The organism is Methylibium sp. T29-B, assembly GCF_000576225.1.
GTDB lineage: Bacteria > Pseudomonadota > Gammaproteobacteria > Burkholderiales > Burkholderiaceae_C > Methylibium > Methylibium petroleiphilum.
The window spans coordinates 22,266-34,326 of sequence record NZ_AZSN01000033.1 but is presented as its reverse complement, the minus strand read 5'-3'; the positions used below and the strand labels follow the sequence as shown (position 1 = coordinate 34,326).

Annotated in this window: 14 protein-coding genes; all 14 read right to left on the bottom strand. The window is 70.5% G+C overall.

Annotated features, from left to right (window positions below; translation table 11 throughout):
- The coding region (locus Y694_RS07885; RefSeq protein ID WP_036231428.1) for an MFS transporter at window positions 1-1,067 on the bottom strand (1,067 nt) is incomplete at its 3' end.
- Between the two features lie 40 nt (window positions 1,068-1,107).
- The gene (locus Y694_RS07880; protein ID WP_036231425.1) at window positions 1,108-2,427 is read right to left on the bottom strand and encodes a cyclopropane-fatty-acyl-phospholipid synthase family protein; all 1,320 of its coding nucleotides are present in this window, start codon (window positions 2,425-2,427) and stop codon (window positions 1,108-1,110) included.
- Window positions 2,428-2,439: 12 nt separating this feature from the next.
- Window positions 2,440-3,366 carry a hypothetical protein gene (locus tag Y694_RS07875; RefSeq protein WP_197028762.1) on the bottom strand — a complete coding sequence of 309 codons (927 nt, stop codon included), beginning with the start codon at window positions 3,364-3,366 and terminating at the stop codon, window positions 2,440-2,442.
- Window positions 3,367-3,586: 220 nt separating this feature from the next.
- Window positions 3,587-4,051: a MerR family transcriptional regulator gene (locus tag Y694_RS07870; protein ID WP_081771214.1), complete on the bottom strand. Its 465-nt coding sequence runs from the start codon at window positions 4,049-4,051 to the stop codon at window positions 3,587-3,589.
- Between the two features lie 107 nt (window positions 4,052-4,158).
- Complete coding sequence (locus tag Y694_RS07865) at window positions 4,159-5,343, bottom strand: thiolase family protein (protein ID WP_036231422.1); 1,185 nt, start codon at window positions 5,341-5,343, stop codon at window positions 4,159-4,161.
- Window positions 5,344-5,360: 17 nt separating this feature from the next.
- Window positions 5,361-7,133, bottom strand: coding sequence for an acetate/propionate family kinase (locus Y694_RS22495; protein WP_051495644.1), 1,773 nt, complete (start codon window positions 7,131-7,133; stop codon window positions 5,361-5,363).
- Between the two features lie 17 nt (window positions 7,134-7,150).
- A complete protein-coding gene (gene fabI / locus Y694_RS07855; protein ID WP_036231419.1) occupies window positions 7,151-7,930 on the bottom strand; it encodes an enoyl-ACP reductase FabI in 780 nt (259 codons plus the stop codon).
- Between the two features lie 40 nt (window positions 7,931-7,970).
- The gene (locus Y694_RS07850) at window positions 7,971-8,192 is read right to left on the bottom strand and encodes a DUF2933 domain-containing protein (RefSeq protein ID WP_036231418.1); all 222 of its coding nucleotides are present in this window, start codon (window positions 8,190-8,192) and stop codon (window positions 7,971-7,973) included.
- A gap of 12 nt (window positions 8,193-8,204) precedes the next feature.
- Window positions 8,205-8,696 carry a hypothetical protein gene (locus tag Y694_RS07845; RefSeq protein ID WP_051495643.1) on the bottom strand — a complete coding sequence of 164 codons (492 nt, stop codon included), beginning with the start codon at window positions 8,694-8,696 and terminating at the stop codon, window positions 8,205-8,207.
- Between the two features lie 32 nt (window positions 8,697-8,728).
- On the bottom strand, window positions 8,729-10,405 hold the full coding sequence (locus Y694_RS07840; RefSeq protein WP_036231417.1) for a DUF3141 domain-containing protein: 1,677 nt from the start codon (window positions 10,403-10,405) through the stop codon (window positions 8,729-8,731).
- Window positions 10,406-10,410: 5 nt separating this feature from the next.
- On the bottom strand, window positions 10,411-10,716 hold the full coding sequence (locus Y694_RS07835) for a heavy-metal-associated domain-containing protein (protein ID WP_034399060.1): 306 nt from the start codon (window positions 10,714-10,716) through the stop codon (window positions 10,411-10,413).
- Between the two features lie 18 nt (window positions 10,717-10,734).
- On the bottom strand, window positions 10,735-11,031 hold the full coding sequence (locus Y694_RS07830) for a DUF2933 domain-containing protein (RefSeq protein ID WP_034399058.1): 297 nt from the start codon (window positions 11,029-11,031) through the stop codon (window positions 10,735-10,737).
- Window positions 11,032-11,062: 31 nt separating this feature from the next.
- A complete protein-coding gene (locus tag Y694_RS25600) occupies window positions 11,063-11,230 on the bottom strand; it encodes a hypothetical protein (RefSeq protein WP_161727965.1) in 168 nt (55 codons plus the stop codon).
- A gap of 264 nt (window positions 11,231-11,494) precedes the next feature.
- Window positions 11,495-11,992 (bottom strand): hypothetical protein, encoded by a 498-nt coding sequence (locus tag Y694_RS07825; protein ID WP_152543406.1) that lies wholly within the window; start codon window positions 11,990-11,992, stop codon window positions 11,495-11,497.
- Window positions 11,993-12,061: the final 69 nt, after the last annotated feature.

The window sequence follows — 12,061 nt, the reverse complement described above, 5'->3', positions numbered from 1 at the left end:
CGGCGCCGACCGCCTGCCCGAGGTTGGCCGCCGCGGCCTGCCGCCCATCGCCCAGCCTGGCGCGTGCCGGCTGCGCTCGAGATACGCACGGCCAGCGAGGGGATCAGCACGCCAATGCCGGCTGCTGCCAGCACGAACGCGGCGGCGGTCACGACACCCCCGTTCGAGCCGGCCTGCAGGCCGAGGCCTGCCGACAGCACGAGGAGCGCGGCGACGACGAGCCGCGGCTCGCCCAGCCTGCGCTCCAGGCGTGGCAGGGCCCAGAACTGCACGGCGATCATCACGCCGCTGCACAATGCGAAGTACAACGAAACCGGCCACGCGTCCGCGACCGCCACCCTGCGGGCCGCCAGGGTGGCACCGACCTCGGCCACCGTGATCGCCAGCACGACGACGGCCGTCAAAAGCAGCGAGCGGACGATGCGCCGCTCGTCGCCGGGCGCCGCACCGGCCAAGCCAGGGGGCACGGCCCGGTTGACCGGCAGCGTGAGCACGCCTGCGGCCGCCACCAACCCGACCACAGCGACGACATGCAGCGCCAGTGCACTGAGCGCGCCATGGCCACCCACGGCGCGTATCGGCGCGGCCAGCCCGTCGCCGAGTGCCGGACCGAGCAGGAAGCCCAAGGCAGTGGCCGATGCGATCCAGGCGAAGCGGCGCTGCAGGCGGGACGGCGCCGACGCGGTGACGACATAGGCAAACACCGCCGGGAGCACCGCCGCCGCGGTCAGGCCGGCGATCGCACGCACCACGTACAGCCCGCGAAGTCCGAGCGAACCGGTCAGGGCCCACAGCGCCGCGCTCGATCCGGCCAGCCCGGCGACGAGCACCCAGCGGCGATCGATCCGATCGGCCAGCGCGCCCCAGGCGGGCGCAAACAGGAACAGGGCGAGCGTGTACGTGCCGGTGAGCCAGCCCGTGTGCCCTTCCACGTCGGCTGCCGAACCGCCCCCCGCGCGCTCCACCAACCCGGGCAGCACAGGCAATGTCACGCCATACGCCATCGACACCGCCATTGCGGCCGCGAGCAGCGCCGCGAAGGCGCCGGCCGAGAGATCCGAACGCATCTCGCCCGCCGGCCGCGGAGACGGCACCGTCCATGACCAATCACTCACGGTAGAGATCGCGGCGGGTCAACGGGACCGGCCACGTGCCGCGATCGCGCTTCGAGGCGACGATCTGGTAAATGCCCGTGCCGCCCGCCTCGAACTCGAGCGCACACGCCGCCATGTAGAGCCGCCAGATGCGGTAAGTGACCTCGCCGACCTCCTGCAGCGCCTCCTCGCGACGCGCCTCTAGCCGCTCGACCCAGTGCCGCAGCGTCAGCGCGTAGTGCGGACGCAGCCCCTCGACATCATGGATCTCGAAGCCGGCCCGCTCCATCCCGAGCTGGATGTTGCTGACGCAATCGAGCTCGCCGTCCGGGAAGACGTAGCGATTGATGAATTCCGTCGCGACCGTCCGGTTCCAGCCCTCCTCGTCGTGGGTGATCCCATGGTTGAGGAACAGCCCGCCCGGTCGCAGCACCCTCTGCACGGCGGCGTAGTAGGCCGGCAGGTTCGCCAGGCCGACATGCTCGAACATACCGACGCTGGACACCTTGTCGTAGACCGCCACGCCGTCGAGGTCGCGGTAGTCGCGCAGCTCGACCGTGACGAGATCCTGCAGGCCTTCGACCCGGATGCGCTCGCGTGCGTACTCGAACTGCCGTTCGCTGAGCGTGATGCCATGCGCCCGGACGCCGTGGTGGCGGGCCGCCCAGCACACGAGCGCGCCCCAGCCGCAGCCGATGTCGAGCAGGCGGTCCCCGGGCTGCAGGCGCAGCTTGCGGCAGATGTGCTCCAGCTTGTTGCGCTGCGCCTGCTCGAGCGAGTCGTCGGCGGTCTCGAAGTAGGCGCAGGAATAAACGCGCTCGGCGTCCAGCCACAGACCGTAGAACGCGTTGGACACGTCGTAATGGAACGAGATCGCCGCCCGGTCCGTCCGGCGGGAATGGCGATGCGCAAACCGCCGGGCCATGCGCGAGGCCAATCCGCCGGACGGCTTCAGGCCCTCCTGCTCGGACACCCGCAGCATCAACGCATCGCGCCACAGCGCCAGCTTGTCGCGCCAGGTCAGCGAGACCGCCTCGAAGTGGTCCTTCAATGCCAGTGCGCTGTACAGATCGCCTTCGACATCGATCACACCGCGGAAGTAGGCGTCGGCCAGCAACAGCGGATCGGGCCGCAGCACGAGGCGACGCAGCAGCCCGGGGTCGCGGATCACGAGCGTGTACTCGGGGTGGGTCTCGAGCTCGTGCAGGATCGCATCGCCCAGCCTCAGCGCCGGTGGCCGTTCGATGCCTGCCAGCAAGCGGCGCAGGATACGCAGCGCCGGACCGTGCAGGTCCGGCGGCAGGGGTCGAGCGAACGTGGTCGAGTGGTCCATCGGTTGGTCTCTTCAGTGCATGTCTTGTGGTTCGGCCAGGGTCGCGGTAGACACGTCGTCGACGGAAATCAGCGGTGCGCGCCGCAGATCGTCCGTCACGGCCGTGAGGCACTGCCGGCTCGCTGCGTGAACGGTGAACAGCGGCTGGCCCCGGTGCACCCGCTCGCCGATCCGGGCATGCAGCACGACGCCGGCGCCGGCTCCTTGCGCTGCGCCAGCCAGCACCGCGACGCGCTGCACATGCGCGCCGTCCAGCGACCTCACGTGGCCAGCGTGTTCGGCCGTGATGGTTTCGGCGATCGGCGCCAGCGTCGGCTCACGCATCCCACCCTGGGCCTCGCACAGGGCCTGGAAGCGCCCCCATGCGGCGCCGCTGTCGAGCAGTCGCCAGGCGTCGAGCTCGCCATGTCCGGGTCGGCTCGCGCCGCACATCTCGAGCAGCAGGCCGGCTTCGGCCAGCGCGTGCATGCGCAGGTCGACCGGCGCCGCCGCGGCGCCGCGCAGCACGGCCAACACGTCCATCGCCTCGGGTGCCGGACCGATGCCCAGACCCACCGGCTGAGTACCGGCCGAACGAGCGACGCGAACCTGCACGCCGACCGCTGCGCCCACGGCCCTTAGCAGGGCTTGCAGGCGATGGAAGCGTTCGTCGTCGGGCACGCCGGTACCCCGTCCGACCGTCACGTTGACGAGCAGGCTCCCCACGCCGGCAGCCACCCGGCGCGACAGTGCCGACGCCACGAGGCTCGCGTCATCCGCCGTGGGACTCCACGGCACGTTCGTTGCCACGCCCGCGGCGTCCGCGCGGGCGACGCACATGCCCTCGCGCGAGGTGATGATGGCTGCAGTCGCACGATCGAGTTCCACCCCGGTCAGCGTCGCCATCGAGTCGGCGCTGCTCCAAGTCCCCGCGCCGGACCGCAGCGAGAAGTGCGGCATCGTCGCGCCCGCGGCAGCCACGATCGCCGCAACGATCGGCGTCGTCCGGTGCCCGGGGAACCGGTCCAGTCCGTGCCGGTCGACGACGCGGGTCGACTCCCAGGCAAGTGCCGACTCGCCTCGGCCGTCCAGGCGCGCGCGAGGGCGATGGCCCGCCGGGCCGCCGGGCCACTGTACGGCTCCGAATCCCAGAGCTCGTGGGTCGGGCCGGCGGCTTGGCTCATCCCTCGCTCCTTCGCCCAGCGGAGGCTCCGCGGTCGCATCGCGCGGCCGAAGCCGGCTCCTGCGCGAACCCCTCGATGAGGCCACACACGGAGTGGCCGTCGGGCACGCCATCGGGACGCCGCTTCCAGTCGGCCACCGCCCGCTGCATGCGCCGATGCAGCCGCATGGCGGCGTCCAATTGACGACCCTGCTCCGCGAGTCGCTGGTCGAGCAAGGTGCGCGCACGCGGACACGGCAGTTCGCCACGCTGCCCCATCTCGACGAGTTCGCCAGCGTCCCTGAGCGTAAAACCCAGCGCCAGCGCGCCGCGGATGAAGCGCACGCGCGCGACACTGCGCTCCGAGAACGTGCGGTAGCCGTTCTCGGTCCGGCCATCCGCCACCACCAGGCCGACCCGCAGATAGTGGCGCAGCGTGTCGGCGGACACGCCGGCCTGCCGCGCGCACTCGATCAATCGCATCGAATTTCTCCGTCGCCGCAGGGCCGCGTCGACTCCCGGGCAGCGAGTCTCGACCCGGGTGCTGCACATGGGTCAAGTCCCTGCATGACCGGGCCGGCCTGCATTGCTCAGATCCGCTCGAGCGCCAGCGCAACGGCCTGGCCGCCGCCGATGCACAGCGTCACGATGCCGCGGCGCAGGCCGTCGCGCTGCATCGCGTGCAGCAGCCGGGTGGTGAGGATCGCTCCGGTCGCTCCGATCGGGTGCCCGTGCGCGATGGCGCCGCCCTCGACGTTGACCACGTCCTCGGCGAAACCGAGTTCGCGCTGGCAGGCCAGCGCGATGGCCGCGAAGGCCTCGTTGATCTCGACCCGGTCGACGTCCCCGATGGTCCAGCCGGCACGCTCGAGCGCCTGGCGCACGGCCGGCAGCGGCCCGAGCCCGAAGAAGTTCGGGTCCACGGCGCCGATGCCGAAAGCCGCCAGGCGCGCCTGCGGCTGCAGCCCCTGGCGCTCGGCCCAGTCGCGCTCGGCCACCACCATCGCGGCCGCGCCGCTGTTGAGGCCTGGCGCATTGCCCGCGGTGATGGTGCCCTCCTTGCGGAAGGCGGGCTTGAGCCGCGCCAGCGACTCCATTGTCGTCTCGGGCCGGTTGTGCTCGTCGCGCGCGAACGGCACCGGCCCCTTCCGACCAGGCACCTGCAGGGTGACGATCTCGCCGTCGAACCGGCCCGCCGCCTGCGCGGCCGAGAACGCCCGCTGCGAGCGCAGCGCCCAGCGGTCCTGGTCTTCCCGCGAAATGCCGCAACGGATCACCAGGTCCTCGGTGTGCCAGCCGGCATGCTGCCCGCTGACGGCGTCGTGCAGGCCGTCCAGCAGCATGCTGTCGAACAGCGTCACGTCGCCCATGCGCGCACCCCAGCGTCCCTGCGGCAACAGGTAGGGCGCGCGGTCCATGTTCTCCATGCCGCCGGCCACCGCGCAGTCGACCATGCCGGCGGCCACCTCGAGCGCTGCGCTGACGACGGCTTGTGCCCCGGATCCGCAGACACGGTTGACCGTCAGCGCGGGCACTTCGACGGGAAGCCCCGCCGCGAGCCCTGCCTGGCGAGCCGGGTTCATCCGGTTGCCGGCCTGAATGACGTTGCCCATCACGAGCGACTGCACCTGCGCCCCGGCAAGGCCGTTGCGCAGCAACGTCTCGCGGATCACCGCGGCGCCGAGTTCGGCGGCCGGCAGGTCCTTGAGCGCACCGCCGTAGGTGCCGATGGGAGTGCGAACCGCACCGCAAAGGACGACTTCGTTGCTTGCCATGACGTTTCTCCTGTCGATCAATGCGTCTCGCAGGACGCGTGGTTCTCGTGGTCGCGCTGGCCGCAGACGCGGGCCGTGCAGGCGGCGCTCTGCAGCACGCCCTCGCCGGCACCGCGCAATCCAGCGGCGTTGGCCTCGTCGGTGTCCAGATGCAGTTCGAGCACCGCGCCGTCGTCGACACGCAGGGCGACATGGCGCAACACCGTGCCGCGCGGCGTGTCGAGCGCGACCTCGATCTCCCCTCGATCCTGGACACCGAGCCGCCGCGCATCGGCGCTCGTCAGGTGCAGGTGGCGGCGCGCAACGATCAAACCCGGGGTGCGCAAGGCCCCTGCCGGGCCCGCCAGCGTGACCTCGGCGCTGCCCGCGAGATCGCCGGACAGGCGCAGCGGCGCCTCGATGCCGAGCCGGATGGCCTCGGTGCGGCTGACCTCGATCTGGTTGGCCGCACGGCAGGGCCCGACGACGCGCACGCGTTCGAGCCGGCCGCGCTCGCCGATCACGGAAACCGTTTCCTCGGCGGCGAAGAAGCCGGGCTGGCTGAGCGGCTGCAACACGCGCAGCGCGTGGCCGGTGCCGAACAAGGCCTCGACGGCGGCCTGCGTGAGATGCACGTGGTGGGCCGAGATCGCCACCGGCATCGAGAAGTCCTGCCGCGCCGCGGCGCGCTCGGCTCGGCGCAGCACCGCCGCGGTCTCGCGGGCGATGACCCACTGCTCGCGCGAGCGCACCGCCAGCACCGCCACCTGCGAGCGCGGTGCCTGCAGTTCGGCGACCGCGGCACCGGACGCGCCGAAGGACTCGTTGCGGTCTTCGTCGAGACGCACGCCGAGGAACTGCAGGCCCTCCAGGATGCGCCGGCGCAGCGCGGCAGAGTTCTCCCCTGCCCCGCCGGTGAAGGCGACGGCGTCGCAGCCGCCCATTGCCGCGGCGTAGGCCCCGATGTACTTGCGAACCCGGTAGGCGTGAACCTGCAGCGCCGTGCGGGCGCCGGCATGCCCCTGGCGCGCCCGGGCCTCGATCTCGCGCAGGTCCGAGCCGATGCCCGACAGCGCCTTCAATCCACTGTCGTGGTACAGCGCCGCTTCGATCTGTGCCGGGTCGAGTCCGAGCGTCCGCGCGACGAACGCCGGCACGCCGGGGTCCAGATCGCCGCTGCGCGTGCCCATCACGAGCCCCTCCAGCGCCGTCATCCCCATCGAGGTATCGATGGACCGGCCGCGGTCGATCGCGCAGACGCTGGCACCGTTGCCGAGGTGGCAGCTGACGATGCGCAGATCCTCAGGAGCCCGTTCCAGCGCACCGCTCACCGCTTCGAGCACGTGCCGATGCGACAGGCCATGAAAGCCGTATCGGCGCACCCCGGCGTCGCGCCAGGCCTGCGGCACCGCATAGAGCGACGCCTGCTCGGGCATGCCGGCATGGAACGCGGTGTCGAACACGGCCACCTGCGGCAGGCCCGGCCAGCGTTCGCGCGCCAGACGGATGCCGGCCAGCGCGACCGGGTTGTGCTGGGGCGCCAGCGGGGCGGCCTGGTCGATCTCGCGCTCGGTGTCCGCGTCGACAAGCGCGGCCTCACTCAGGCGGGGTCCGCCGTGCGCGACACGATGGCCGACGGCATCGATCGCCGGCATGCCGGCATCGCGCAGCCGGCGCTCGATCTCGTCGAACGCCGCGGCATCGACCGCGGGATGCTCGATCGTCGCCTCCATCAGCGGCGTGGCCGAGGCCGGATCGAACACGCCGAACTTGAGCGTCGCGCTGCCGGCGTTGAGCGAAAGGATGTGCATGGCCCGGCCCGCCGCCCTCAATGGAACACCATGCCTTCGACATGGAATCCGGCGTCGACGTGCACCACTTCGCCGGTGATCGCCGACGCGTAGGGACTGGCCAGAAGCAGCGCCACACGGCCGACCTCGCAGCCGTCCACGGTACGACGCTGCGGCGACCGGCGCGCGGCCTCGTCAAGCAGCTCGTCGAAGTGGGTAATGCCGGAGGCCGCGCGCGTTCGCACCGGGCCCGCGGAGATGGCGTTGACGCGGATGCCGGCGGGCCCGAGTTCGTGCGCGAGATAGCGCACCGAGGCCTCGAGCGCCGCCTTCACCGGCCCCATCACGTTGTAGTGCTCGACGACCTTCTCGGCGCCGTAGTAGCTGACCGTCGTCAGGCTGCCGCCCTCCCGCATCAGCGGCTCTGCGAGCTTGGCCATGCGGATAAAGGAGTGGCAGGACACCAGCATCGCCTCGGCGAACCCGACGCCCGAGCAGTCGGCCAGGCGGCCCTGCAGGTCTTCCTTGCGCGCCGACGCGATCGAGTGGAAGACGAAGTCGAGCCTGCCCCAGCGGTCGCGTAGGGCGTCGAAGACCGCCTCCAATTGCCCCTCCTCCAGCACGTTGCACGGCAGCAGCTGCGCCTGCACCTCCTCCGCGAGCGGCGCGACGAAGGACCGAGCCTTCTCGTTGTAGTAGGTCATGGCCAGCTCCGCACCGGCATTGCGGAAGTGCCGCGTGGCAGACCAGGCCAGGCTGTCGGCATTCGCGACGCCGACCACGAGGCCCCGGCGGCCGGAAAGATCGATGGTTTCCATTGAATCGCCTTGCTGTGTTACTTCGAGGGTCGACCGGCGTTCAGCGCGGACCGCTCTTTCGTACGCCGTCACCCTGGAATCGCACGAGGAGGTACAGCAGCACGATGCACAGTCCGAGCAGCGCGTGCAGCCACCAGCCGAGCGCATGCGCCCGGTGTTCCAGTACCAGCAGCAGCAGCGCCACCGCCGCGAACGCCCAGAAGATCCACCGGGCCCGGGCGCGACCCTGGTCGGTGTCGGGAAGCTTCGTCGGTATGGTCATTGCCCTTCTCCTTCAGCGCTCGGCGCGGTGCGGCGACCAGGCGTCGAACCTGAACTCGATCTCGTCGGTCCGCGACGGCAGCCGCACCCAGAGCCGGAACCGGTACGGCCCGTCCTTGGCAACGCCGAAGACCTGCCCGTAGCTGGCCTGGTCGTTGACCTTCATCGGCAGCAGGTACTTCGCCGGCTCGTCGACGATGCCAGCTTCGCTGAGCTGCGCGCGCACCACCGCGTCCTCGATGCGACGGCCGCTCGCGCTGTCGTAGAGCGCCACGACGAGGTGGTGCACCTGACCACCGCCCTTGGGCGGACCGCCGTGCAGTTCGGCCAGCGCATGCTTGTCGGCCACGACCGCGGCCGGCACGAGCCCCCAGTAGAGGGTGACGCCGGACCGCTCCATCCGGCTCTGGGCCAGCGCCGGGCTCAGCATCGTGGCCAGCAATAGCAACAGCCACGTCGCGGTGAGGAATCGCCAGCCTTGTGCCGGCAGCGGGATGGTTCTCATGGCGTGACTCCTCTCGGCGATCGGCCTGCTGGTCATCGGGCATAGATCTGCTGGAACACCAGCTCGGCCCAGAGGTCGCGGCTCGTGCGCCACGACTCCCAGGCCTGCGCGTAGGCGTCCGCGCCGACGCGCTCCAGCTGGTACCAGGGGTTGGCCTTGCGGTCCGAGTCGTGCGCGCCCCACTGGTCGAGCCACTGCTGCATCCACGGCAACCAGGCCAGCGCCGGCGTCGCCCTTTCGGACCAGACCTGCCGGCTGACGCGCATCGGATGCAGTTCGCGCAGCAGGCGTGCGGATGCGGGCGTGACCGCCATGCGCACCCACGGCGAGACCCATTGCGCATAGGCACGCTCGGCGGCCTCGGACAGCGCCTGCACCTTGTCGAATCCAGCCGGGTTGGCGTCGAACGGCAGGTCCTCCAGGCGACGTGGTTCGAAGCGGGCCGCGGTGGCGCCGTCGCCCGTGGCGGCGTCGTCGAGAACCATCTCGTAGAGGCCGGGCGCAAGGTCCTGGATCGTTCCGGCGTGGTGCAGGATGGCGCGATGCTCGCGCCGCGCCACGCCCGCCGACACGAAGATGCCGAGGTGGCCCACCTGCTTGTGCAGCAGGTAGACGACACGCTGGCCGGCAGCCACCAGGTCCTCGGTCGTGGCAAACACTTCCTTCAGCCAGCCCAGCGCCTGGTGCGGCGGCGTGATGTTGTCGCCGTAGGAGCTGAAGATCACCAGCGGCGCCCCGATGCGCTTGAGATCCGCACGGCAATGGCCGTCGACCACGACCTCCCCGTTCTCGAGGCGGTTGCCGACGAACAGCTCCCCGGCGATGGCCAGCATCTCCTCTCGTGCGAGTTGGTAGAAGCCGTTCCACCAGCGCTCGAACTCCAGGAAGCGATCGCGCTCGGCCTCCGGTTGCGCAAAGAGCGTGTCGTACTTCCTGAACACGCCCTCGGGCCGCAACGCCTCGAAGTTCTGCACCAGCCACGCGCCATCGAAGCGGCCGTTGCCCAAGTCCGACATCCAGTGCGCCGGCCAGACGCCACCGGTGAAGCCGCCCAGCAGCCGCATCGGGTTGACGCCGCGCTCACCGGCCCAGTACGACAGCGGCGAGCCGTTCAGCACCGCCAGCGCCGCGCGATGCTGGCAATGCGATAGCGCCAGCGTGATCGCCCAGCCGCCCTGGCAGTTGCCGTAGACGATCGGTGCCTTGCCGCGATGGCGCCCGGCAACGATGTCGATGAAGGCCGCCAGCGTCTGCACGACGGCCCCCATCGTCTGGCCCTCGACCGGCTCCGGGTCGAAGACGACGAAGTAGACCGGGTGGCCTTCGAGCAGCGCCATGCCAACTTCCGAATCGCGCTTGAAGCCGCCGATGCCGGGACCATGCCCGGCGCGCGGGTCGACGACGATCACCGGTGCGGCGCCCTTGCGCACGTGCTTCTCAAGCGCGTCAGTGCCGCAGCGCGTGACGCGCAGCAGCCGGTAGTTCGACGGCGGATCGAGGTCCCGCCCGTCTGCCACCGGCTCGGACTCAAAGTGCAGCAGCGGCGGCATACCTGCGGCCTCGTGCGCGCTCATGTTGGCCGCACGCTCGCGCAGCGTGTCGGCCGCCGCTGTGGCGCGCCACAGCGCGTCCAGCCAATAGCGGACGACCAGGCGACCAGGCGTGAGGCCCGCGGAATCGGTCGCAACGGCGGTGTTCGATGTCGACATGAGTCTCAACCGCAGCAGCAACCGCCGCGACCCTTGGTGGCCGCACCGGCACCACTGCCACAGCCACCGGTCGGATGCTGATGCGCGGTTTGGGCGCCAGCCGCAGCGTCCGCTTGATAGCCAGCCTCGCCCAGCGCAGCGACGAGTTCCGGCACCTGATGCGCGGCGTGCTCGCCGCGGACACGCGCGATGCCGCTGCCGAGATCGACCTCGACGTCCTGCACGCCGGGGACGCGCTTGAGCGCCTTGGTGACCGACGCGACGCAGGACCCGCAGGTCATGCCGTTGACTTTGAGTTCAGTGGTTTGCATGTTGGGACTCCTTGGGTTTCAGTGCTGGTGGCCGCCCTGGCCACCGGGGGGAAGCTGGCGCGCGTCGTCCTTGGGCTTCGTCTCCGACCCGCCGCCATGCCCACCGTGGCCACCATGCCCGCCGTGCCCGAACAGGTGCATCAGCGGGCAGGCCAGCAGGATCAGGAATGGCAGCAGTTGCCCGAGGTGCGCGTTGTGGCGGAAGAACATCCAGGCGACTGCGGCAGCCAGACCGATCCACAGCACCCATTGATTGATGCGGGACCAGTTCGGGCCGGACGGGCCGCCGTTGCCGTGTTCATGGGAGTGGTTCATGGAAGATCTCCTGGCTGCGTTGATGCGTCGGTCACTGGTTCTTGTGGAACTTCGCGTGGTCGTGCACGGGCTTGGTCCTGGCCTTGGACTTGGCGCCGGATGCCGCTTCGGCTGGCGCACAGGGCATGGACCTGGCCGAAGGCGCATTGCGCTCGGCGCCGTGGTCATGGCGCTTCATCGCGCCGGCATTGCAGTCCATGGGCATCGGCACAGAAGCCGCGGCAGCGGCAGCCGGGTCGGCCGCGGGACGTTCCTGTGCCACCGCGGCAGAAGCGCCGACCGCGAGGGCGACAAGGGACGTCAGAAGGAAGGGGGTACGCATGACAAGACTCCTGATGTAAGGAACGACACGGAACGCAAACACGAACGGGGAATGCCGCTGCCTCACAGCGCCGCTGCGGGCGCGATGGCGAACGGAAGGCAGGGCGCGACGCGGATCAGATCCGCGTGGCGTCCGGGGGTGTCAAAGCGCGAGGCGCTGGAACGCGATGCGCGGCGGGGGCCCGCCGGGCAGGGTCGGCGAGTCGACCATCAGGCGACCCACTGCGGGATCGGCCTGGCCGGCTACCGAAAGCGTGTGGGAGACCGGCAGCGCGAAACCCAGCGCAGCCAAGCCATCACCGACCACCTTCAACTGCGGAGCACCGAGAGAGGGCTTCTCGCAGAAGTCCAGGCAGTTGACCTTGGCGAGGTCACCTTGCTCGTCGCCGTGTTGGTGTTTCTGAACAGCGTCGGCGGCAAAAGGCGTCGCCGCATCGGAGCGGTGATGCGCCGGCTCGCCCAGAGCGCAGGCGTTGGCCACGCCCATCGCGAGGCCGAACAGCCACACGAGCAGCACCCGGGCTGCCCATCGGCGGAGACGTCGGCGATCGCTGAACATGATGATGACGCGTGGGCGAAACGAGGCGGAGTCGTCGAGTCGAGAATAGGCGCGGACTCGCCAACGCCGTTTGATCGGCATCAACAATGCTCCGTAGTCGACTACGGACTCCGGTCCCGATCGGCCGCTCACGTCAACGAGTCGCGGTAC